Source organism: Bradyrhizobium sp. YCK136, assembly GCF_044570075.1.
GTDB lineage: Bacteria > Pseudomonadota > Alphaproteobacteria > Rhizobiales > Xanthobacteraceae > Bradyrhizobium > Bradyrhizobium diazoefficiens.
In genome coordinates, this window is record NZ_CP172424.1 from 4,945,582 (window position 1) to 4,968,462 (window position 22,881).

The 22,881-nt window shown below is 65.7% G+C and carries 19 protein-coding genes, 1 tRNA gene and 1 pseudogene; 11 read left to right on the top strand and 10 right to left on the bottom strand.

From position 1 onward, the window contains the following. Positions 1–29: 29 nt before the first annotated feature. On the bottom strand, positions 30–2,090 hold the full coding sequence (gene pbpC, locus ACFLEY_RS24185; RefSeq protein WP_211433381.1) for a penicillin-binding protein 1C: 2,061 nt from the start codon (positions 2,088–2,090) through the stop codon (positions 30–32). Positions 2,091–2,227: 137 nt separating this feature from the next. Beyond that, entirely contained in the window at positions 2,228–7,432 is a 5,205-nt protein-coding gene (locus ACFLEY_RS24190) for an alpha-2-macroglobulin (RefSeq protein WP_060912276.1), read from the bottom strand. Between the two features lie 417 nt (positions 7,433–7,849). Between ACFLEY_RS24190 and ACFLEY_RS24195 the strand changes: the two genes are divergently transcribed. Both ACFLEY_RS24195 and ACFLEY_RS24200 read left to right on the top strand, forming a co-directional pair. Further along, a tRNA-Arg gene (locus tag ACFLEY_RS24195) sits at positions 7,850–7,926 on the top strand. 221 nt (positions 7,927–8,147) lie between these two features. After that, positions 8,148–8,414, top strand: a complete 267-nt coding sequence (locus tag ACFLEY_RS24200; RefSeq protein WP_063824291.1) for a hypothetical protein — start codon at positions 8,148–8,150, stop codon at positions 8,412–8,414. 60 nt (positions 8,415–8,474) lie between these two features. Here ACFLEY_RS24200 and ACFLEY_RS24205 read toward each other — a convergent pair whose 3' ends face one another. Then, on the bottom strand, positions 8,475–8,627 hold the full coding sequence (locus tag ACFLEY_RS24205) for a hypothetical protein (RefSeq protein ID WP_165448158.1): 153 nt from the start codon (positions 8,625–8,627) through the stop codon (positions 8,475–8,477). Positions 8,628–8,923: 296 nt separating this feature from the next. Here ACFLEY_RS24205 and ACFLEY_RS24210 point away from each other — a divergent pair, with 296 nt between their 5' ends. Then, a complete protein-coding gene (locus ACFLEY_RS24210) occupies positions 8,924–9,085 on the top strand; it encodes a hypothetical protein (RefSeq protein ID WP_011087208.1) in 162 nt (53 codons plus the stop codon). A gap of 108 nt (positions 9,086–9,193) precedes the next feature. Here the strand turns inward: ACFLEY_RS24210 and ACFLEY_RS24215 are convergent, their stop codons facing one another. The 3 genes from ACFLEY_RS24215 to ACFLEY_RS24225 form a co-directional block, all read right to left on the bottom strand. Beyond that, positions 9,194–9,967: a hypothetical protein gene (locus ACFLEY_RS24215; protein WP_038967145.1), complete on the bottom strand. Its 774-nt coding sequence runs from the start codon at positions 9,965–9,967 to the stop codon at positions 9,194–9,196. Between the two features lie 197 nt (positions 9,968–10,164). After that, on the bottom strand, positions 10,165–10,407 hold the full coding sequence (locus ACFLEY_RS24220) for a hypothetical protein (protein ID WP_060912277.1): 243 nt from the start codon (positions 10,405–10,407) through the stop codon (positions 10,165–10,167). Between the two features lie 70 nt (positions 10,408–10,477). Then, positions 10,478–10,714 (bottom strand): hypothetical protein, encoded by a 237-nt coding sequence (locus tag ACFLEY_RS24225; RefSeq protein WP_028171346.1) that lies wholly within the window; start codon positions 10,712–10,714, stop codon positions 10,478–10,480. A gap of 261 nt (positions 10,715–10,975) precedes the next feature. Here ACFLEY_RS24225 and ACFLEY_RS24230 point away from each other — a divergent pair, with 261 nt between their 5' ends. Beyond that, positions 10,976–11,323 carry a DUF6481 family protein gene (locus ACFLEY_RS24230; protein ID WP_028171345.1) on the top strand — a complete coding sequence of 116 codons (348 nt, stop codon included), beginning with the start codon at positions 10,976–10,978 and terminating at the stop codon, positions 11,321–11,323. Positions 11,324–11,448: 125 nt separating this feature from the next. Here the strand turns inward: ACFLEY_RS24230 and ACFLEY_RS24235 are convergent, their stop codons facing one another. Next, complete coding sequence (locus ACFLEY_RS24235) at positions 11,449–11,691, bottom strand: pentapeptide MXKDX repeat protein (protein WP_060912278.1); 243 nt, start codon at positions 11,689–11,691, stop codon at positions 11,449–11,451. 311 nt (positions 11,692–12,002) lie between these two features. Between ACFLEY_RS24235 and dctP the strand changes: the two genes are divergently transcribed. The 3 genes from dctP to ACFLEY_RS24250 are packed head-to-tail and all read left to right on the top strand — an operon-like array spanning position 12,003 to position 14,931. Beyond that, a complete protein-coding gene (dctP, locus tag ACFLEY_RS24240; protein ID WP_011087202.1) occupies positions 12,003–13,025 on the top strand; it encodes a TRAP transporter substrate-binding protein DctP in 1,023 nt (340 codons plus the stop codon). Then, positions 13,022–13,576, top strand: a complete 555-nt coding sequence (locus ACFLEY_RS24245) for a TRAP transporter small permease (protein ID WP_060912279.1) — start codon at positions 13,022–13,024, stop codon at positions 13,574–13,576. Before dctP ends, ACFLEY_RS24245 begins: the two co-directional genes overlap by 4 nt. Then, on the top strand, positions 13,573–14,931 hold the full coding sequence (locus ACFLEY_RS24250) for a TRAP transporter large permease (protein WP_011087200.1): 1,359 nt from the start codon (positions 13,573–13,575) through the stop codon (positions 14,929–14,931). Before ACFLEY_RS24245 ends, ACFLEY_RS24250 begins: the two co-directional genes overlap by 4 nt. Before the next feature lie 99 nt (positions 14,932–15,030). Here the strand turns inward: ACFLEY_RS24250 and ACFLEY_RS24255 are convergent, their stop codons facing one another. Continuing rightward, positions 15,031–15,723: a GntR family transcriptional regulator gene (locus ACFLEY_RS24255; protein ID WP_060913099.1), complete on the bottom strand. Its 693-nt coding sequence runs from the start codon at positions 15,721–15,723 to the stop codon at positions 15,031–15,033. Positions 15,724–15,955: 232 nt separating this feature from the next. Here ACFLEY_RS24255 and ACFLEY_RS24260 point away from each other — a divergent pair, with 232 nt between their 5' ends. The 4 genes and pseudogenes from ACFLEY_RS24260 to ACFLEY_RS24275 all read left to right on the top strand — a co-directional run bounded on the left by ACFLEY_RS24260 (position 15,956) and on the right by ACFLEY_RS24275 (position 19,833). Continuing rightward, positions 15,956–16,564: a TRAP transporter small permease gene (locus ACFLEY_RS24260; RefSeq protein ID WP_211433391.1), complete on the top strand. Its 609-nt coding sequence runs from the start codon at positions 15,956–15,958 to the stop codon at positions 16,562–16,564. Beyond that, positions 16,564–17,829: a TRAP transporter large permease gene (locus ACFLEY_RS24265; RefSeq protein ID WP_060912280.1), complete on the top strand. Its 1,266-nt coding sequence runs from the start codon at positions 16,564–16,566 to the stop codon at positions 17,827–17,829. The genes ACFLEY_RS24260 and ACFLEY_RS24265 overlap by 1 nt, the downstream gene beginning before the upstream one ends. A gap of 23 nt (positions 17,830–17,852) precedes the next feature. Further along, positions 17,853–18,832 (top strand): annotated as a pseudogene (locus tag ACFLEY_RS24270) (TRAP transporter substrate-binding protein). 74 nt (positions 18,833–18,906) lie between these two features. Further along, positions 18,907–19,833, top strand: a complete 927-nt coding sequence (locus ACFLEY_RS24275; RefSeq protein ID WP_060912282.1) for a dihydrodipicolinate synthase family protein — start codon at positions 18,907–18,909, stop codon at positions 19,831–19,833. Positions 19,834–19,950: 117 nt separating this feature from the next. On the opposite strand, the gene ACFLEY_RS24280 is transcribed toward ACFLEY_RS24275, so the two are convergent. Both ACFLEY_RS24280 and ACFLEY_RS24285 read right to left on the bottom strand, forming a co-directional pair. Beyond that, on the bottom strand, positions 19,951–20,862 hold the full coding sequence (locus ACFLEY_RS24280) for a hydroxymethylglutaryl-CoA lyase (protein ID WP_060912283.1): 912 nt from the start codon (positions 20,860–20,862) through the stop codon (positions 19,951–19,953). A gap of 1 nt (position 20,863) precedes the next feature. Next, a complete protein-coding gene (locus ACFLEY_RS24285; protein ID WP_060912284.1) occupies positions 20,864–22,879 on the bottom strand; it encodes an acetyl/propionyl/methylcrotonyl-CoA carboxylase subunit alpha in 2,016 nt (671 codons plus the stop codon). Positions 22,880–22,881 lie beyond the last annotated feature (2 nt).

A 22,881-nucleotide genomic window follows, 5' to 3' on the forward strand; every position in this document is an offset into this window, starting at 1 on the left:
CGTCATTCCGACAACCGCTTAAGGCCGGGTCATTGAATTCGAATGACAACTGTGTCCGCGGCGCCAGTGGCATCGATCACGGTGAGCCGCGCAAAGCCCGGACCAGGCGGATCAATCAGGCGCTGGCGGCGCCCGTCGATCTCGCCGAGCGCCGTGCCATTAACCATGACGGTCATGGGCAGAACGCCGCCGGCGACCTTGACCGGCATGGCTGCGGCCTCAGAGCCACCCGACCGATCGACGTCGATCCGCGAGCCGTTCAGCGGGAACTGGATGTGCAGCGCCTGCTCGCTGCCGGTCCGCACCAGTTCCCCGACCGGGCGGAACCGTTTCAAGGGCAGCGGCAGCTTGGCGTTGCTGGCGACCAGGGTTCCCTTGGGCGGCTTCGGCAGCGGCGCCAGCGTCTTACCGGTCCGGGCGAAAGCGTCGAACAGGATGGGCGCGGCGGCGACACGGCCGATCAGGCCGGGAACCGGCGCTCCATCGGGCCGACCGACCCAGACGCCGATGGTCATGCGGCCATCGAAGCCGACCGACCAGGCGTCGCGATAGCCGTAGGATGTGCCGGTCTTGAAGGCGATCCGGTTGGGGGCCGCGTTCTCCGGCGGCGGCGTGCCCAGCAGCACGTTGCCGACCTGCCAGGCCGCGACCTGATCCAGCAGCCGCAGCGGCTCGCGGTCGTCCTTGGCCGCAACGATCTCGCGCAGCGGCTTGGTGGTTCCAAGGCGGGCAAACCCGGCATAGAGCTGCGCAAGGTCCTGCAGCGTCACGCCGACGCCGCCGAGCCCCATGGCAAGCCCAGGCGCCTCGTCCTTCGGCAGGATGAGATTGCCGCCGGCCTGCCGCAGCCGCGACGCCAGCCGGCTCGAGCCGACGCGGTCGAGCAGCACGATCGCCGGCACGTTCAGCGACAATTGCAGCGCCTTCTTCACCGGCACGGTGCCCTGGAACGTCATGTCGAAATTTTCCGGCGCGTAGGAGCCGAAGCGGACAGGCCGGTCGTCGATCAGGCTGTCGGGATGGACGAAGCCGTCCTCGAAGGCGAGGCCGTAGATGAAGGGCTTGAGCGTCGAACCTGGCGAGCGGATGGCGCGCGTCATGTCGACCTGCCCTGCCCGGCTCTCGTCGAAATAATCAGCCGAGCCGACGCGCGCGAGCACGTCGCCGCTCTCGTTGTCGACCACGATGATGCCGACCGAGATGTTCGCACCGAGCGCAACCGCGCGGTCGCGCGCCAGCGGCTCCAGCACCTTCTGGAGATTGGCGTCCAGCGTCAGCTTGATGACGGGCGTATCCTTGACCGTCGCAAGCGCGGTGTCGGACGCATGCGGCGCCAGGACCGGCATCGGCTTGCGCAGCTTCGGCACCGGCACGGCCTTGGCCTGCTTTGCGTCATCGAGGCTGACCACGTGCTCCTCGACCATGCGGTCGAGCACGCGGTCGCGGGCCTTGAGCGCCGCATCGGGATAGCGGTCGAGCCGGCGCGTCTCCGGCGATTGCGGCAGCGCCACCAGCAATGCGGCTTCAGCCAGCGAGAGCCGCTTCGGCTCCTTGCCGAGATAGGCGATCGAGGCGGCGCGGATACCTTCGAGATTGCCGCCATAAGGCGCCAGCGCGAGATAGAGGTCGAGGATTTCGCTCTTGCCGAGGTTCCGCTCGATCTCGATCGCGCGGACCATCTGCCGCAGCTTCGCATAGAGCGAGCGCTGCCGCCGCGGCTCCATCAGCCGTGCCAGCTGCATGGTGATGGTCGAGCCGCCGGACACGATCTGGCCGCGCGTTCCGAGCTGCAACGCGGCGCGGCCCAGCGCCAGCGGATCGATGCCGTCATGGGCATAGAAGCGCTGGTCCTCATAAGCGAGCAGCAGCTTGAGATAGATCGGATCGACGTTGGTCCTGGCGTCGACCGGAAGCCGCCAGCGGCCGTCCGCCATGGCATAGGCGCGCAGCAGTTTTCCGTTGCGATCTACGATCGTGGTGGAGACCTGCCGCGCTTCGTCGAGCGGGAGCGGGCCGAGGGAGTAGACCCAGCCGACGAAGGCGGTGATGGCGAGGATGAGTGTGGAGGCGAGGACGGAAAGGATGCGCATGGTGGTGCGCCCTCCTTCTCCGTCATTCCGGGGCGGCTCGAAGAGCCGAACCCGGAATCTCGAGATTCCGGGTCTGGTCCTTCGGACCATCCCGGAATGACGAGACACTTGGTTGGCTTCGCTCATCTGCGCTCCACTCACTTCGCCGCCCGTACCTCGACGTTCCCCGTCCCCGTCCGCCCGTAGCGCGAGGGGTTGTACATGTCCTCGACATAAGCCTGCGGCAATACGTATTTACCCGGCGAAACGGCGCGGACAACATAGGCGACGGTGAAGACCGACTTGGAGTCGGAGGCCCGGTCAACAGCCGCCGTGAAGCGGTCGTCGCGGAACTCGGTATCCTCCGGCTCCTCGCCGTCCTCGATCCAGTCCAGCGTACCGCTGTCACCGGACGACACCAGCTTCGGATTGTCGATCTCCAGGCCCGCCGGCAGATAGTCGGACACCATGATGTGGCCGTACTCCGGCTTGGCCTCGGTGATCTTCAGCACCACCGCGAAGCGCTGGTTCTGCTTGACCTTGCTGATGTCGGCGGGCTTGCCGTCGAGCGTGAAGTAATTGCGCTCGATCTTGAAGCCGTTGGAGGCCGCCGGCTCCGGCGTCACCGGCGAGCCCGACACCGAGACCACCGCCTGCACCGGCGCATCGCCGGTGTTGGTGATCTTCAGCGGCTTGCCGCTCAGCGTGTCCGCCTTGTAGCTGCGATAGAGCGCGGTCTTGACCGGCTGGCCGTCGACCTCGATCGACAGGTTCTCCTTGGCGAGCGCCCGCGCCGCCAGCACCAGCCACGCGTTCTCCTGCGTGGAGGTGTAGGGCGTCAGCCCGCGCGCGGTCTCGACTCGCGACACCGCCTGCGTCAGCGTCGCCCTCGGCGCGTTGCCTTCGCTGGCAAGCGAGACAAGCGCCGCCGCATCGCGAAGCTGCGAGCCGTAATCGGTGCGGCCGAACTCCAGCACCGGCTTGGGCGCGAGGCTGTCGAGCGCAGCGCCATAGACCCGCTCCGCGCGGTTACGGTCGCCGACCAGCGCGAGCGCCGCGGCGAGCTGCGACTTCGCAATCGGCGTCGCGAGGTTGCTCAGCTTGGTATCGGCGAGATAGCGGAGGTCGCCGATCGGAGCCGCGCCGTTCCGTGCAAGCACGTAGAGGCCGTAGGCGAGATCGCGGCCGCCGTCCTTCTCCGGCTCATTGCCGTTGACGACGGAGTTGCGGACGCGGTCGAGCGCGTTCTTGAACAGCACGTCCGGCACCGCAAAGCCCTTCTCGCGGGCCCGGGTCAGGAAGTCCGTCACATAGGCGTCGAGCCAGGCATCGTCGCCGCCGGCCGACCACAGGCCGAACGACCCGTTCGAACCCTGGCGCGCCAGCAGCCGCTCGATCGCGTCGCGGATGCGCTGGTCGACCTCGGTGTCCATGGCAAGATGCGCGCCGGCCGCAAGCTCGTTGACATAGAGCAGCGGCATGGCGCGGCTCGTGATCTGCTCCGAGCAGCCATAGGGATAGAGGTCGAGCGCTTTGAGGATCGTCGCCGCATCGAGCGCCGTGGACAGGCTCGCCGAGACCGAGACGCTGCCGGTGCCCGGCACGAGGTCGGAGAACATGTCCGAGGTCAGCGTCAGGCTCTCGCCCTTCGCCAGCGTCCGGATCGAACGCCGCGCCAGCACCTGCGTCGCCGCCTTGACGTCGAACGCATAGTGGCGTGCGAGTGCGAGCCCGTTCGGCCCCTTGATGTCGACGTCGAGCGTCGCCTGTCCCGCCGCGGTCGCATCGAGCGCAAGCGAGAACGCGTTGCGCTGCTTGGCGGCGAGCTTGACCGTGGTTGCGGGATTGCCGGTCATCTTCACCGGGCCGCCCGTCTTCACGTTGATGACGTAGTCGCCGGCCTGGCCCTCGACATTGTCGATTTCGAGGTTGACCGTGCCGTGGTCGCCATTGAGCAGAAAGCGCGGCAAGGTCGTGGTCAGCACCACAGGATCGCGGATCACGACGTCGGTGTTGGCGCGGCCGAGCTTGCTCGCGGTCCAGGCTACCGCCATCACGCGCGCGGTGCCGGCGAACTCCGGAATGTCGAAGCTCACCTCGGCGGTGCCGTCAGCGGCGACCGTGACGATGCCCGAATAAAGCGCGAGCGGCTTCTGCGCCGGCGGTGAGCCCTGGAGTTCGGCCGCACCGGCGTCGCCGCCGGACTTGATCTGGCCGCGCGTGCCCGACATGCCGTCGATCAACTGCCCATAGAGATCGCGGATCTCCGCGGAAAGGCGGCGCTGGCCGAGATAGTAATCGTCCGGCGCCGGCGGCTTGTAATTGGTGAGGTTCAGGATGCCGACATCGACCGCGGCGATGACGATCTTGGCGTCCTCGCCCGGATTGAGCCCGTCGAGCTTGACCGGGATCTTCAGCATCGCGTTCGGCCGGATCAGCGCCGGCGGCGTCAGCTTCACACTCAGCGTGCGGGTCTGCTTGTCGATGCCGAACCATTTCAGGCCGATGGCGCGGCCCGGCATGCGCTGGGCGGCGGCATCGAGCGGACGGCGCAGCGTCGCCACCACATAGGCGCCGGTGCCCCAGTCCTTGCCGACCGGAAGCTTCACCTGCGCGGTGCCTTCCTTGACGTCGATCGTCTGCGTCGTCAGCAGGCGGTCGCCGAGCACGTTGACGGTGAGCTTGCCGGCGCTGCGCACGTTCACCGACACCGTCATGGTGTCGCCGGAGGCGTATTGCGGCTTGTCGGTCGAGGTCTCCAGCAGGTCCGGCGTATCGGCGCTGCCATCGGAATACCAGCCGACGTCGAACTGCACCGAGGTCACCGGCCCGTCAGCGTCGCTCGACTTGACGTCGAGCCGGTAACGGCCGGGCCGCGGGCTGAGCGAGACCCGCGACGGCTTGTCGGAGGCGATGGTGAGGTCGCCGTCGGCGACGCGCGAGGTCGACTTGACCGGCTCATACTCCCAGTAATTGTTCTGGCGATACCACTGGTAGCGCGACTCCATCTTCAGGAGCTCGTAGCGCAGGCCGTCACGCGGCAACGTCTTGCCCTCGGGCGAGACGAACACGACGTCGAACTCGGCCTTGTCGCCTTCGGCCACGTTCTTGTCGCCGAACAACGGCTTGACGCCGATCAGGGCGCTCGCGGGCGCGACCGGCAGCACCAGCTTGCGCTCGACGGCGCGGCCGCCGGTCTCGACCATGCGGACGAATATCTGCGCCTCCTGCGGGCGGGTCGAGGCCGGCTGCTTGTCCAGCGTCACCGGGAAGGTGGCAACGCCGTTCGCGTCGGCCTCGGGCAGATTCTCAAGCGGCGTGCGCTCGTTCGAGGTGGTCTCCTCGTCCGCGACGCCGAATTGATATCCGGCAAAACCCGGACGTTCCGAAGCGGGCGCGATCAGCATGTCGCCTTCGAGCTGGAGACCCGCGGCGGGTGCGCCGTAGAGGAAATGACCGTCGGCCTTAAGCTCCACTGGAGCGTTAGCTTTGATCAGCTTGTCCTTGGCGGACAACTCGAATTCGATCCGATCGGGGACATAGTCCTCGACCATGAAGGTGGTTTCGCCGACCGACGAGCCCTTCGGATCGGTGAAGGCACGCACTCGCCAGGTCCCGGTCGGCACAGCCGAGTTGAGCGGCACGGACAGCGTGCGGCCGCCGGCGCCCTGGTCGGACAGTACGGCGCGTCGGTATTCGACGCCGTCAGGGCGCTCGACCACCAGGGTCATCGGCCCGCCGGTGACGGCATTGCCCTGCCCGTCGCGCAAGAGCGCGGTGAGATAGACGGTCTCGCTGGAGCGGTAGACGCCGCGCTCGGCATAGACGAAGGCATCGGCGCCAACAGGCACCACGCGGCCCGCCACGCCACGGTCACTGAGGTCGAAGGCCGAGGTCTTCAGGCTCAAGAAGGCATAGTCGGCCTTCTCGCCCGTCACCGTCAGCATCGCCGGCGACAGGCCGCCCTCGCCGCGCGCAAGGCCGGCCTCGAACAGCACATGACCGGAATCGTCGGTCTTGCGGGTGGCCAGGATCTCGTTGTTGCGCGCGACCAGTCGCACCTCGGCTTTGCCGACCGGCTCGGTCGAGGCCAGCGAGTTGATGAACACGTGGATGCCGTCGTTGCCGGAATAGGCCGACACACCGAGATCGGAGACGATGAACCATTGCGTGGCGAGCTGGTACTCGTCGTCCGAGCCCGGCCCCTTGGCCGCCGCGGTCATGACATAGACGCCCGGCTGGAGCTCGCCCAGTGCCTGGTCAACGGGGAATGCCGTGGTGACGTCCTGGTTCAGCGTCATCGCGGTCGCGAGCTCGCCGGTCCAGACTTTCACGCCGCGCTCGTCGCCGAGATCGCTGAGCTGATACTTGGACAGCGTCTTCTGGAAGTCGCTGTCGACCACCGTGTTGATCAGGTTGCGGTCGCCGATCCGGAAGACGTTGATGTTGACCGCGGGCGTGTTGACGCTGACCACGGGAATGCCGCGCTGGCCGGTCCTGGGCAGCACATAGGCGCGGCTGGTGAAGCGCACGAAGGGCTTGCGGTCGCGCACATAGACGTTGAACTCGGCCGATTTCGGCAGCCCCTCCTTCACCGTCGACGGCAGGCCGGCGCGCAGGTTGATGTTGTAGCGCTCGCCGTGCTTCAGGCCGTCAACGCAGAGCTGCTTGCCTTCGGCCGACAGCGCCGGCTTGTCCTGGCCCGCGAGCGCGAGGAACGGCGCAAAGTCGGTACGCTTGGCGAGCTCCTCCGAGAACTGGAAGCAGGCGCGCGGACTGGCCGAATCCGAATCGACGGTATAGTCGAGCAGGCGGAAGCCGTGCTCGTCGCGCATCTTCTCGTATTGGCCGCGGACGTCGGCGACCTCGCGCATGTCGAGCGACAGCCGCAGCGCATCCAGCGCCGGCCGCCACAGTTTTCGCTCGGCCAGCGACTTGCCGAGCACCGCGAGCGCGTCGGCCTCCTCGCCCGGATTGCCGGCGCGCTGATAGGCGATGTAGGCCGCCGTCGAGGCGCGCTCCAGCAGGAACGTCTGCTCGCTCGAGTTCTTCGGCCAGATCTGGAAGATCACCTTGGCAAGCCGCAGCCAGTTGCCGGCATCGTCAGGCGTCGTGGCCGCAATCTGGCCGAGCACCGACAGGCCGGCACGGTAATCATTGCGCCGGAAGGCGGCGTCAGCATCCGTGCGCAGCGTCGCGTTGGTCTTGGCGACCGGTCCCGCCTCGCTCTTGATCTGCGCCTCGAGCTTGATCGCGGAATCGGCGAGATCGTCGCGTTTGAAAGCCTTGTCGGCGGCTTGCGCAGCCGAAAGGCCGAGCGCCAGCGCGGCGCAGATTGTGACGGCGCGAACAAGACCGATCATGGATGGACTCCCGGAAATCGCGGACGAACGCCGCTTGTCGCATGAAATGCGTGGAAAGGTGACGGACTCAAGGCGATGGAACCAGAGGTGCAAAACGTCGCATTCGCCATGACAAGGCAGGCCCAGAGGAGACCGATCAAGATACCGCCGCGCACGCCGTCCTAATGGCGCAGCAATATCTAGCCGGTCGACCGGCGGCCGTGTCCCGGAAGCTGTTCAGCGTTCCCGGCGATGTGATCCATCGTCCGGTCCGCTGCCGACTCAACCCGGCACCCTGACACCCCACCGTTCCGTTTTGTCGCGCCATTGAGGAAAACGGTTCGGTTCAGGCTTGGCGGACGTGCGGATTTTTCATATTTGGCGTGATAGAAGACCGGCAGACGGTAGCCGAGGCCGGCTCAAGAGCGGCCTTAAGACGGTCCCATAGCTCAACTGGATAGAGTAGCGGATTTCTACTCCGCGGGTTGCAGGTTCGAGTCCTGCTGGGATCGCCAGTCTTAACTCTCCGTGCGGATCGGCTTCGTTCGGGCTGAGCCGAGCCGACGAGAGCCAGAAATCACCCCGGCCCGCGATCTCCGTGGCGGCGTGATTTGCAGATCCAGCGCACTTCAACAAAGCGTGCGCGGGCCTGTCCCGGCGGCGAGAGAATCCTACCTATCCGGCATGCAGAAAAGGTGTCGAAGGTTTTGTGATGCCGTCATCTGAATGGACAAGAATGGCTGTCGCGTCCGGAATTGCCGTCGGCGCAATGTCGTTTCTGGCGATCGATGCGGGCGTGGACTTGAACTCCGGCGGGATCGCAAGACACCTCGCGGCGGCCCAAGCTTCCATTATGAACGTCGCGGCGAGCCAGCATCAGCTGGCCTTCGCCGTTCGTTCGCTGGCGGGCGGGAGCGACCAGAATCGCCGTTCGGCGGATCGACCATGCTTCCAGGATTACGAGCACGGGTCGAAACCGGCAGGAATCGATCGCGGCGTGTAACGTCGCTTGCGGTGGATCGCAGGCTCAAGGATTCGGCCGACAGTCGTCGGCTCGATCCGACTATTCCGTCGGTTCATCGTCGCGCCGGTCGCGTGCCAGCTGATGCCAGGCAATGGCGAGCTCGATGAGTCGTTGCCGGTCCGGGCCTTCTGATGCCGCGGCGCGCTTCATTGCCGCCTCGGCTTCGTGCTGTGGATCGTACTTGTTACACATGGGGCGGATTCTAGCCGTCCGATCTGGACAAGTGCATGGCAATTTCGTCCGCATGATTGCGGATAATCAGCGTTGTCGTGAGCGTTTTCCACACGCTTCAATTGTAGCGGATATGAAACTGCACCCGCGGTTTTAAAGCGCCCCACGGCGACCGTGCGACGCCCATACCGCACGAACCCGTGAGACTCGGCATCATTCAGACGGATGTGAATTGCGTCACAGCCTGCGCCCGGCGTCTCGGCTAGAACATCTCAGCGCTCCCAAAGGCGGGAGAAGGCACGGGTGGTCTTGCGGTCATGACACGAGAAGCAGCAGCCGAGGCTCACGTCCCCACACCGCGAAAAAGGTCCGACGCGTTCGGCGTCACCTTTCTTGCGACCATCGGCATCGTGATGCTGGCCTGGATCGCGGGCCTGGTCTGGGGTCTCATGGCGTTCATGACCTGGCTGGTGTCGTAGGCGCGCGGCAATCAGTCGTTCCGCCGCGGCGCCAAGCCAAGACGACAAACCCGGACAAAAAAGAAGCGGGCTTTCGCCCGCCTCTTCATTTCAGAGCTGCCTGGACCCTCAGTAACACGCGCGAGGATCGGCCTGCACATACTGGCCGCTCGGATAGCGGTAGTAGCAATTGCCCTCGGCCAGGTAGTAGCCGGGACGCGAGGCAGCCGTAGCACCGGCGATCGCGCCGGTGGCGCCGCCGATCACGGCGCCCGCGGCCGCGCCCGTCGCGTTGCCCGAGAGCAGACCGCCGAGCACGCCGCCGACGATGGCGCCGCCAAGCGCGCTCGCGCCGGGATCGGCCGGCGGCGGCGGAGGCGGCGGTTCGTAGGCAACCGGCGGCGGGGCGTAAGCCACCGGCACGTCGTCGTAATATTCCTCGGAGATATAGCCGGGCGGACCGGCCATCCGCTGCGGATAATAGTACCAGACGCCGCCGACATCCCACCACCAGCCGGAGCGGCCGTTGTGGACCTCGTGGCGCCAGCGCCCGCCATCCCAGGCGACGTTGCCGCGGTAGGCGTGTCCGCCCCAGTCGCGCGCCGGTGCGGGTCCCCTGGCGTAGTTACGTCCGGGCGGCGGGCCGCCCGCATTGTGCGGACCGGCCCCGGGGCCCGCATGGGGCTGGCCGCCGGGCTGCGGCGCAGGCCGGGCCGCCTGCTGCGGCGGCGGGCCCTTGCGCATGTTCTGATTGTTCTGGGACGGTAAGCCCGGAGCTGGCGCTGCCGGAAATTGGCCGGCGTCCCTCGGTGGCCTGGCTTCCTGCGCCTGCGCCGAGAGCGCGAGCAACGACATGGCCGAAACTAAGGGAATGATGATCTTCTTGCTGCTGGACGCACTCATGCGTGCTTGCCCCCCTACTCTTTCGATTGCCGTGGCCGATCGCCGTGGTCCCAGCGCGATAGACGATTCGCTGCGCGCTGGGCTGATGCCGACTGACATAACTGACCTGCCTGATCGGCTAAGTCCCGTTACAAATGATTAAGATCACGGCGATTTTTCGGCCCCAAAGAGCTGCAGCGGGCAGCGTTGGAGCACTTCTAGCGGGCTGGCTCGATCACGTTGCAATTGCTCCGCCCCGACATCAGGCAGTCCTGCATCTTGCTGGCGGCGGTGAGATCGCGGGCCAGCCACCAGCCGACGCCGAGGATCACGATCGCGATAATCAGGCCGGCGACCGCGCCGCGGCGGTTGTCACCGGATTGAGGTCTTGGCGGGGATTTGGGCCCCTCACCCGGTTCAGGCTTGGGTTCGGAATTGGGCTCAGACTCGGGCTTGGTCATGACGGGATGATCACGGAGGCGAGCCGGCTTTAACACCTCTGCGGCGTGGCGTCACATCGCAAGTTCCGGTTCAGCCTCGGGTCGCCCGGATCGCATCCTTGCGCGAGGTTTCGACCGCGGGGATCGCCTCACGGACGCGTGGTGCGCAAGTCGTGAGCACGAACGCGGTCTGGCTGCACTCCCAGTCGGCGCCCAGGACGGCACTTTCGATCGGCTGCGGACGGGCGAGCAGGAACGCGGCGCCGGCCAAGGCGGCGACAGCGACGGTGATTGCGAGCGCCTTCAGGCTCAATCGGAAGATCATCATGCCCGTGCTCCGTCTCGTTGGCGCGGACGCTAGGCGCCGCTCCGCGTGCTCCCTTATGAGGGACATCACAATTCGGCAGTTTTTCCGGGCTACGAGGATCGTCGGGAGGCGATTTTCGTCTACCTGGTCGGCTGCGATTTGGGTGGCGTTGCGACGCGCGGCGATGTACACGCATCTGCGTCGCGTGGCGCCTGCTATGCCCAGCCGACGTACCAACACGCAGTGATGTAGGGTCGAAAGCGAGGAAGACAAGGCTCGTCGATGAGTGGATTCAGGGAACCAGGTTTCGCAGACCGGCAAAAGGCGGCGCAGGACGCCCGCAAAAATCTTTTGAACAAATTCAAATCCCAACCGGGACCGGATGATCCGTCGGTTGCGGCGAAGCGTGCCGAGCGTGAGGCGCTCGCGGCCAAGCGCGCCGAGGCAAAGGCTGCGCGCGAGGCGGAAAAGGCCGAGCAGAAGCGCCTTGAGGAAGAAGCCAAGGCCGCGGAAGCTGCGCGACTTGCGCGTGAGGCCGAGGAAGCGGCCGCCCAAGCGGCTGCGCTCGAGGCCGAACAGAAGGCCAAGCGCGACGCCCGTTACGCCGCCCGCAAGGCCAAGCGCAAGTAACGTTCACAAGTCACATTCAGTTGAACTTGAACTGAGACATCGCTCCGGGGCGGTCCACGGGACCGCTCCGGACTTTCGAGAGCGCGCGTCTGCCTTGCGCAAACGCCTCCCGCGACGATGGAAGATCAGTTCTTCTTCATCATCCCGTCGTCTTTCTTCATCCCGTCCTTCGACATGTGATCCTTCTTCATGCCGTCGTCCTTGGTCATGGCATCCTTCTTCATGCCGTCCTTGGACATGGTGTCCTTCTTCATCATGCCGTCCTCCTTGCCCATCTTGTCTTGGGCAAAGGCGGCCGGCGACAGCGCGAGGCCAAGCGAGAGAGCGGCAACCGAGACGCCGAGCGCGATGCGGGTGCGAATGGTCATGATTGGTCTTCCCTTCGAGATGGTGTTTGTCAGCGACGGACGCCGCTATTCAATCTCGACGGATTGCCACGCGGCGTTGTTACGCGGTCGCTGATAAATTTCTGCGCGCCGCCGCCGTCCCTCGTTCCGCCTGGCCTAGGAGGACCAGAAGTGTGCAGCGCAGCACGACCGACACTTGCCGCGGCATTCGGTCTCGAACTATCAGATGAGAGAACATCGGGCGAAAGACCGGCTAGGATGGGCCCAGGCACCGGTCTCACAAGGCCTGACCCAAATCACACCAAACAAGAACCGTCCAAGGGAATCACACCATGCTCACGCGCCGCCACCTGCTCGCGACCGCCGTCGCGGCACCCGCCATTCTCCGCTTCGGCACTGGCACCGCGCATGCCGCGACCACGCTGAAGATCTCGCACCAATTCCCGGGCGGCACCATCGATAAGGGCGATTTCCGCGACCGGCTCTGCCGCATGTTCGCCGCCGAAGTCGCCAAGCGCAGCAATGGCGACATTGCCGCTGAGATCTATCCGAACTCCTCGCTGATCAAGACCAACGCGCAGTTCTCCGCGATGCGCAAGGGCGCGCTCGATATCTCGCTCTATCCGATGCCTTACGCCGGCGGCGAATTGCCGGAGACCAATATCGGCCTGATGCCGGGCCTCGTCACCACCTACGACCAGGGCATGCGCTGGAAGAAGGAGCCGGTCGGCAAGGCGCTCTCCGACTTCCTCGCCGACAAGGGCATCATCCTGCTCACCTGGGTGTGGCAGGCCGGCGGCCTCGCCAGCCGCTCCAAGCCTATCGTCGCGCCTGAAGACGCCAAAGGCATGAAGGTGCGCGGCGGCTCGCGCGAGATGGACATGGTGCTCCAGACCGCCGGCGCCTCGGTGCTGTCGGTGCCTTCGAACGAAATCTACGCGGCGATGCAGACCGGCGCCTGCGACGCCGCTCTCACCTCCTCCACCAGCCTGATCTCGTTCCGGCTCGAAGAGGTCGCGAAGTCGCTGACCTCGGGCGCGGGCGCTTCCTACTGGTTCATGCTCGAGCCCTTGATGATGTCGAAGGCGATCTTCGACAAGCTGCCGAAGAACCAGCAGGACGTGCTGCTCGCAGTTGGCGCCGAGCTCGAAGTCTTCGGCCGCAAGGGCGCGCAGGACGACGACGTCGAGGTCGCAAAGGTCTACGAGAAGGCCGGCGCCAAGGTCTCGGTGCTCGATGCCGCGACCGTCGGCAAGTGGCGCGACATCGCCCGCGACACCGCGTGGAAGGATTACGGCGCCAAGACCGCGACCGCCGCGAACCTGCTCAAGCTCGCCACCGACGTCGCGGCATGAGTCACGGTCCGCTTCCGGATCGTGACGACCAGGCCAACGCTGCCGCAAGGACCGGCCTTGCGGCGGCGATCGATCGCGGTCTCGCCATCCTCAACAGCATCATCGTCGTGTTCGCGGCGATCGCGCTGGTCGCGGCCTGCGCCATCCTGAGCTACAGCGTGCTGAGCCGCGCCTTGTTCAAGGCCGCCAATTACTGGCAGGACGAGGCCGCCGTGTTCCTGTTGGTCGGCGCGACCTTCATGACGGCCGCCTATGTGCAGCAGAACCGCGGTCATATCGGCATCGAGGCTTTCGTCGGCCTGCTCTCGCCGCTGGCGAACCGGATCAGGCTCTGGCTGGTCGATGCCGCGACATTCATGTTCTGCGCCTTCTTCACCTGGAAGTCCTGGACGCTGGCCCATGAGGCCTATGTCGACGGCCAGGTCTCGAACTCGATGTGGTCGCCGCCACTCGCCATTCCCTATTCGCTGATGGCGCTCGGCATGAGCCTGCTCTGCGTCCAGATTCTCGTGCAGCTTGCGCTGCCTTTCGCAGGAGCCAGGCGTCCATGAGCGTTTTCGGTATTGGCCTAGCTTACGCGATTGCGACGCTGGTCGTGATGTTCTCGGGCATGCCGATCGCCTTCGCACTTGGCGCGGTCGCGGTCGTGTTCATGGGCATCTACATGCCGTCGGCCTCCCTCGATACGGTGACGCAGAACGTCTACGAGGAAATGGCCTCGATCACGCTGCTGTCGATCCCGCTCTTCATCCTGAAGGGCGCGGCGATCGGCAAGTCGCGTGCCGGCCAGGATCTCTATTTGGCCCTGCATGCCTGGCTCCATCGCGTCCCCGGCGGGCTCGGCGTCGCCAACGTGTTCGCCTGCGCGCTCTTCGCGGCGATGGCGGGCTCGAGCCCAGCGACCTGCTCGGCAATCGGCTCGGCCGGCATCCCCGAGATGCGCAAGCGCGGCTATTCCGGCGGCTTTGCCGCGGGCATCATCGCCGCCGGCGGCACGCTCGGCATCCTGCTGCCGCCCTCGATCACCATGATCCTGTTCGCGGTCGCGGCGGAAAAGTCACTCGGGCGTCTCTTCCTCGCCGGCATCGGGCCGGGCCTGCTGCTGGTGTCCCTGTTCGGCACCTATGCCGTGATCCGTTTCCGCCGGGAATATGCCGCCGCTGAGGCCATCTACAGGAAAGGCGGACCGGAAGCCGCAATTCTCGCCCGCGACGAGTACACGCTGGCCGAGCGTTTCAGCGTGCTGCCGCGCGTAATACCCTTCGTGCTGCTGCTCACCGGCGTCATGATTGCGCTCTATGGCGGCTATGCCACGCCGTCGGAGACCGCCGGCCTCGGCGGGCTCCTCGCGCTGGGGCTGATCGCCGCGATCTACAGCGTGTGGCGGCCGAGCGACCTTGCGCCGATCATGAAGTCGACGATCCGGGAATCGACCATGCTGATGATGATCATCGGCATGTCGCTGCTCTATTCCTACGTGATGAGCTATCTGCACATCTCGCAATCGGTCGCCGAATCCGTCGTCGCGATGCACCTGCCGCGCTGGGGCCTGTTGTTCGCGATCCTCGTCATGGTCGTCGTGCTCGGCTTCTTCCTGCCGCCGGTCTCGATCATCCTGATGACCGCGCCGATCATCCTGCCACCCTTACGCGCCGCGAACTTCGACATCATCTGGTTCGGCGTGGTCATGACCATCGTGATGGAGATGGGGCTGATCCACCCACCTGTGGGATTGAACATCTTCGTCATCCGCAACGTCGCGCCCGATATTCCCCTCAGCGAGGTGATCTGGGGCACCCTGCCCTTCGTGCTGCTGATGATGCTCGCCGTGCTGCTGCTCTGCTTCGTGCCGGGCATCTCGACCGCGCTGCCGGATCTCGTGATGGGGCCGGACGGGAGCAGGTAGCGGCAATCGCAACTTCCGTAGGGTGGGCAAAGCGTAGCGTGCCCACCAGAATGTACGACGCCTAGACGGTGGGCACGGCGCTATGCGCCTTTGCCCACCCTACGATTTCTCCTTCCGCCGTGACTTCGGCGCGATCGTGCTGCCGGCTACGACCTGCAACAGATCCTTGCGCACGGCCTCGATGTGCCGCTCCAAAAACCGGCAGGCCTCATCGACCTTCTGCGCGCGGCAGAGCGCGATCAGGTGGGCGTGCTCCTTCTCGGCCGTCCCCATCGCCTTGGTGTTGGAGAGCTGCAGGCGCGTGTAGCGATCACTGGTCTGGAGCAGCGACAGCACGATCGCGCGGGTGCGCGGCTGCGGGGCGTGAACGTAGAGCGCCATGTGGAAGTCGGCATTGAGCTGGCCCCAGTCGCTGACGTTGCGCGCCTTGATCGCCTTCTCAAAACTCTTGTGGATGTCGTCCAGCCCCGCGAAATCCTCCGCGGTGAAGCGCGGCGCCGACTGCGCCAGGAGGCGCGGCTCCAGGATGCGGCGGAGGTCGAACACATCGTTGATCTCGTCCAGCGACAGTTCCGAGACGATGGCGCCCTTCTGCGGAACAATGCGCACCAGCCCTTCGGCCTCGAGCTGGAACAGCGCCTCGCGCACCGGAATGCGGCTGACGCCGTAGGCATCGCCAAGCGCATCCTGGCGCAATTGCGATCCCGCCGGATAGGTGCCGTCGAGGATCGCCTGCCGGAGCTGGTCGACGATCGCAGCCGACAGGGTGCGATGCTTCAGAGGCTGTTTCATCTGACCTTCCGTCTTTCTTCGCGACTCGTCCGGCAGAAAGCGGTCCCTCTCTTGCATGTTGAGGGCGCCAGCAAAAGCCAGCCCCCCACAAAACCAGGTGCCCAGCAAAAGCGCGTCCTGCCGCCGAAATGACCGCAATCTCCGTTTGACACCCAAAATGTATAAATTATACATTTTGCCTTGGCACGAGAATTCTGACGGGGGATTGGGGCCTTTGATGACCGAAGGGACGATGCCGGATACGGGCGCGTTCAGCGCCCGGCGGATTGTGATCAGGGGTTCGAGCGCACTGCTGGCCTTCGAACGTCTGGCGCTGATGGGCCTGATGTACCTGCTCACCGCACTGATCCTGGTGAACGTCGTCACCCGCTACTCGCATTTCCCGATCTACTGGATCGATGAATCGGCAGTCTATTGCGTGGTCTGGCTGACCTTCATCGGCGCCTCCGCCATGACGCGGTTGCGGCTGGACTTCGCCGTCACGATGCTGACGGAGCGTCTTTCGCCGCAGCACCAGAAGATCGCCAAAGTGATCTCGACAGGTCTCGTCGTCGTGTTCGGCGTCGCCCTGATCGTCACCTGCGTGCTCTGGATGGACCCGATCGGGCTCGCACGCGCCGGCTTCGACGGGCGCAAGCTCGCGGCCGAGACCTTCAACTTCCTCTACACCGAGCACACCCAGACGCTGAACTGGCCGACCTGGGTGCTCTATTTGACGCTGCCGATCTTCGCGGTGTCGATGACCATTCACGGCCTCGCCAATCTACTTGAAGATCTCGAGCTGGTCCCGCGCACGCCGCTGAGGGGCTTCCAGCTCTCCGAACTCGACGGGGTCAACTGATGATCACGTCTGCCGCTTTCGTCGCGATCATGCTGGTCGGCGTGCCGATCGGGCTCTGCCTGTGCCTCGCCGGCCTCGTCTACATCGCCGCATCCGGCAATCCGGTGCTGTTCCAGTCCTATCCGCTCCAGCTGTTCGGCGGCGTCGACAGTTACGGCCTGATCGCCATTCCGCTCTTCATCCTGATCGGCGAGATCATGAATGGCGGCGGCATCACCCGCCGCATCGTCGACATGGCGATGGCCTTCGTGGGCTCGCTGAAGGGCGGACTCGCCTACGTCAACATCCTCGCCAACATGTTCATCTCCTCGATCCTGGGATCTGCGACCGCGCAGGTCGCGATCATGGCCCAGATCATGGTGCCGGAGATGGAGAAGAAGGGTTACGACAAGACCTTTGCGGCGGGACTGACCGCCTATGGCGGCATGCTCGGCCCGATCATCCCGCCCTCGGTGATGTTTGTGGTCTACAGCGTGCTCGCGCAGGTCTCGGTCAGCGACATGCTGATCGCCGGAATCGTGCCGGGCGTCATCCTGACCGTGATGTTCTGCCTCGTCATCGCGCTGATGGGATACATCTACAATTATCCCCGCGCCGACTATCAGACGCCGCGCCAGCGTGTCATGACGATCCTGCGCACCTCACCCACCCTGCTGATCCCGATCGTCATCGTCGGCACCATCCTCGGCGGACTCGCCAACGCGACGGAATCCGCCGCGGTCGGCGCCGTGGCCGCTGCCCTGGTCGGGAAATACTGGACCAAAGAGTTCGAGTTCTCCCAGTTGCCGCAGATGATCCTGCGCAGTGCCATCTATTCGGCGATCGTGCTGTTTCTCGTGGCCGCTGCGGCCGTGTTCTCCTGGGTCCTGATCTTCGGCAAGGTGCCGCAGGAGACCGCCGGCTGGATCCAGTCGGCGGCCAAGGACCCGATCAGCTTCATGCTGATCTGCAACGTCATCCTGCTGGTGATCGGCACGGTCATCGACGGCATTCCCGGCCTGATCATGACGGTGCCGATCCTGCTGCCGATCGCGACCGACGTGTATCACATCGACCCCCGGCATTTCGGCGTCGTCGTGGTGATCAACCTGGTGCTCGGCCTGTTGTCACCGCCGGTCGGGCTCTGCTTCTTCGTTGCGGCCGCTGTCACCGGCGCCAAGCCCGGCAAGATGTTTATGGTGACGCTGCCCTTCTTCGTCATCTCCTGCGTCCTCCTGGTGCTGCTCTCGCTCTTCCCTTCGCTCTCGCTGATCCTCGTCAAATAGGCCCGTCCAAAAGGAGCCCGACCATGCCGCTTTCACGTCGCCGCTTTCTCGCCGCCAGCGCAGCCGCATCGGTGTTCGCGCCGTCGCTGGCGCTCGCGCAGGCCAAATCCGTCTCGGCCTGATCACGCCGAACGGCCATTCCTGGAACAAGGCCGCACTCAAATTCGGCGACGACCTCAAGGCCGCCACCAACGGTCGGCTGACGCTGACCGTGTTCCACTCCGGCCAACTCGGCAACGAGCCCGCGATGATGCAGCAATTGCAGTCCGGTGCGCTCGACATGGGCTTCATCCAGGCCGCCGAGCTCGGCTCGCGCGTCCCGCACATCGCCGCGATCAATGCGCCCTACATCGTCCGCTCGACGCCGGCGGTCGCGAAATTCGTGCGGCATCCCGCGGCGGTGAAGCTGTTCGACGTGCTGCCGCAGGAGACCGGCACGATCGGGCTCGGCTGGGGCATCACCGGCATGCGCGCGGTGTTCTCCTCCAGGGACCTGAATTCGCTCGCCGACATCAAGGGCATGAAGCTGCGCATCAACCCGACGCCGGTCTATCGCGATTTCTATTCCTCGCTCGGCGCGGCGCCGACGCCGATCCCGACGCCGCAGGTGTTCGACGCGATGGCCAACGGCCAGGTCGACGGCCTCGAGGCCGATCTCGAATTCTCCTGGAACCAGCGCTTCGACAAGGTCTCGAAGGTGATCCTCCAGATGAACGCCGTCTTCATGCCGATGGCCGCAGTGGTCTCGGGCCGGGTCTGGCAGTCGCTCCCCGCAGCCGACCGCGAGCTGATCGCCAAGACGGTCAAGTCGACGCTGGACGCGCAGATCGACGAGCTCGCCGGCAACGAGCCCGCGCTGATCGAGAACTTCAAGAACGCGTCGATCCCGATCCGCCAGGTGCCTGCCGGCGACACCGAGGCGGTCATTGCCGAGTTCGACAAGATCTGGCTGCCCAAGGCTCCGGTCCTCGCCGAATTGCGCAAGGTCGGCGCCACGCTCTGATCCCGCCCGCCATCCTCTTCACCACAGCCGGCGGCCCCAGCCCCCCGCCGGCAAAACTTACTTGGAGTAAGACCATGAGCCGCCGCGTTTCCTGGGAAGGCGTCTTCCCGGCCGTCACCACGCAATTCCACGACGATCTCTCGCTCGACATCGACGCGACCGCGAAGGTGATGGACGGACTGATCCGCGACGGCGTCTCCGGTCTGATCGTCTGCGGCTCCGTCGGCGAGAACACGTCGCTGGATCGCAAGGAGAAGGTCGCGATCATGGAGACGGCGAAATCCGTCGCGGCCGGGCGCGTGCCCGTGCTGTGCGGCATCGCCGAGTTCACCACGGCCTTCGCGGTCGAGACGGCGAAGGAAGCCGCGCGCGTCGGCATCGACGGCGTCATGGTGATGCCGGCCCTGGTCTATTCGTCGAAGCCGCACGAGACCGCCGCGCATTTCCGCGCCGTCGCCACCGCGACGGACCTTCCCGTGATGCTCTACAACAACCCGCCGATCTACAAGAACGACGTCACCCCCGACATCCTGGCCTCGCTCGCCGACGTCGAGACGGTCGTCTGCTTCAAGGATTCCTCCGGCGACACGCGCCGCTTCATCGACACAAGGAACATGGTCGGCGACCGCTTCGTGCTGTTCGCAGGCCTCGACGACGTCATCGTCGAGAGCGTCGCCATGGGCGCCGTGGGCTGGGTCTCCGGCATGTCGAACGCCTTCCCGCGCGAGGGCGAGACACTGTTTCGCCTGGCCAAGGCGGGACGCTATGCCGAGGCGATGCCGCTCTACGAATGGTTCATGCCGCTCTTGCATCTCGATGCGCGCCCGGACCTCGTCCAGTGCATCAAGCTGTGCGAGCACATCATGGGCCGCGGCACGGTGCTGACCCGTCCGCCCCGCCTCGCCCTGCTGCCGCAGGAAAAGGCCGAGGTCGAGGCCATGATGGTGAAGGCGCTCAAGAACCGGCCGCGTCTGCCGGATGTTGGGCTGAAGGCGGCCTGACCGCGCGTTTCGTTGTCTCGTAGGGTGGGTGAAGCGAAAGCGTGCCCACCATTTCCAAATTCGATCGCGGAGAGATGGTGGGCACGGCGCTATGCGCCTTTGCCCACCCTACGAAAATTAGGACGTAGTTCGCTTCTTCTTCGCATTCAGCGCGGACGCCACGCGGCTCACGGGCGGCTTGCCCAGCACGCCGCTCATCTCGTTCGTCGCCGCCAGCAGCTTCTCCATGTCGACGCCGGTGCTGATGCCCATGCCTTCGAGCATGTAGACGACATCCTCGGTCGCGACATTGCCGGTCGCGCCGGGGGCGTAGGGGCAGCCGCCGAGGCCGCCGGCGGCGGCATCGATGACGCGGACGCCCTGCTCCAGCCCGGCATAGAGGTTGGCGAGCGCCTGGCCGTAGGTGTCATGAAAGTGCATCGCGAGATTGGCGGCGGGGATGTCGGCGCTGACGGCGCGCAGCATTTCCTTCGCCTTGGCCGGGGTGCCGACGCCGATGGTGTCGCCGAGCGAGATCTCGTAGCAGCCGAGGTCCCACAGCGTGCTAGCAAGATCGGCCACCGCCTTCGGCTTGATCTCGCCGTCGAACGGACAGCCCAGCACGCAGGAAATGTAGCCGCGCACCTTGATGCCGTCGGTCTTGGCGCGCGCCAGCACCGGCTTGAACCGTTCGATCGACTCCGCGACCGTGCAGTTGATGTTGGCCCGCGAAAAGCCTTCGGAGGCTGCCGCGAACACCGAGACCACCTTCGCGCCCGCGGCGCGGGCGGCGTCATAGCCCTTCTCGTTCGGCACCAGCACGTGGAATTCGGCACCCGTTATATGGCTCACGCCGCGCAGCACGGCATCGGAGCTTGCCATTTGCGGGATCGCCTTGGGCGACACGAAGGCGCCGACCTCGACCGTATCGAGGCCGGCAGCGACCAGTGCCTCGACGAAGGCGATGCGGCCCTCGACGCTGACGGGAATCTTCTCGTTCTGGAGGCCGTCGCGCGGCCCCATCTCGATGATGCGGACGGGCTCGCTCATCTCATTCTCCTGAAGGCTCGACCACGGCGAGCTCGACGCCCTCCTGCACGATGTCGCCGACCTTGCACTTGATCGACGTCAGCACGCCGGCATAGGGCGCCCGCAGGGTCTGCTCCATCTTCATCACTTCGAGGGTGAGGATCGGCGCGCCCTTCTCCAGCGTTGCGCCCTCCTCGGCCAGCACGGCGACGACCGTGCCCGGCAAGGGTGCCGCGATCTTGTCCGCGCCGGCCTGCTCCTCGGTCTCGCCGCCGAACGGATCGACCCAATGCAGGTCGAAGCGGCCGTGGCGCGTGCGCAAATAGAGCTCATGGCCGTCGATCACGGCGGCGACCTGGGATTTGACGCCGTCGAGCGTCAGATCGAAGCCGCCATCGCGCGGCGCGATCGCGAATGCCAGCTCGCGGTCGCCGATGACCAGCGTCGACGGTCCGCTGCCGTAGTTGAGGGTGATCTTCTGCTCGGGCCCATGACTAACACCATGTCCGACACGGAAGGCAAAGCTGCGCTGACGGCGGCCGACCGGCATCCAGCCGAACGTCTGCCAGGGCGAATTCGCCTCTGCCTGCGCGGCCTGCCGTTCGTCGTTCACGATCGCGGCGACCGCGGCGCAGAGCTCGAGCTCGCCGGGCGCCGGCGTAGCCTGCGTCAGCACCGCCAGCTCGCGCTCGATGAAGCCGGTGTCGATCGCATTCGCCCGCACTTTTTGATGCGTGATCAGCGCCGACAGGAACGGGATGTTGGTGACGATGCCGCGGACGTCGGAGTCCTCCAGTCCGCGGTTCAGCCGCTCGATCGCGACATCCCGGGTCGGTGCCCAGGCGATCATCTTTGCGAGCATCGCGTCATAGTACGGCGAGACGCTGTCGCCCTCGCGATAGCCCGCGTCGATGCGCAGGCCGCCGGTCTCCGCGGGCAGCCGCCAGGTCGAGATCTTTCCGACCGAGGGCATGAAGTTCTTGGTCGGATTTTCGGCGTAGACGCGCGCCTCGACCGCGTGGCCGTTGAGGCGGATCTCGTCCTGCCGCAGCGGCAACGCCTCGCCGAAGGCGACGCGCAGCTGCCATTCGACGAGGTCGATTCCGGTGATCAGTTCGGTCACGGGATGCTCGACCTGGAGACGCGTGTTCATCTCGATGAAGAACACGTCCTTGCCGTCGGAGACGAACTCGATTGTGCCGGCGCCGACATAGTTCACCGCGCCGGCCGCCTTTCGCGCCGCGGCGCAGACCGTCTCGCGCTGTGCCGCATTGAGGGTCGGCGACGGCGCTTCCTCGATCACCTTCTGGTGCCGGCGCTGCAGCGTGCATTCGCGCTCGAACAGCGAGAGCAGATTGCCGTGGCTGTCGCCGATGATCTGCACCTCGATGTGGCGGGGATTGTCGACATATTTCTCGATCAGCATGCGGTCGTCGCCGAACGCGGCCTTGGCCTCGCGCTTGGCGCTGACGATCGCGGGCCCGAGCTCGGCCGCCGAGCGCACGATCCGCATGCCGCGGCCACCGCCGCCGGCGGACGCTTTCACCAGGATCGGGAAGCCGATCTGGTTCGCGGCCTTCGCCAGCGTCGCCTCGTCCTGGGCCTCGCCGTGATAGCCGGGCACCAGCGGCACGCCCGCCTTCTCCATCAGCGCTTTCGAGCCGGACTTCGAGCCCATCGCCGTCATCATCCCGGCGGTCGGCCCCACGAAGACCAGCCCCGCGTCGAGGCAGGCATGCGCAAACTCGGCATTCTCCGACAGGAAGCCGTAGCCGGGATGCACGGCCTCCGCCCCGGTCTTTCGCGCGGCTTCGATCAGACGCTCGACATTGAGATAACTGTCGCGCGCCCGCGCGGGGCCGAGCAGCACGGCTTCGTCGGCGAGCGCGACATGCATCGCGTCGCGGTCGGCCTCGGAATAAACCGCGACCGTGCGCAGGCCCATGGCGCGCGCGGTGCGGATGACGCGGCAGGCGATCTCGCCGCGGTTGGCGATCAGGAGCGTGTGAAAACGCCGGTAGAGCTTTGAGCGGTCCATCG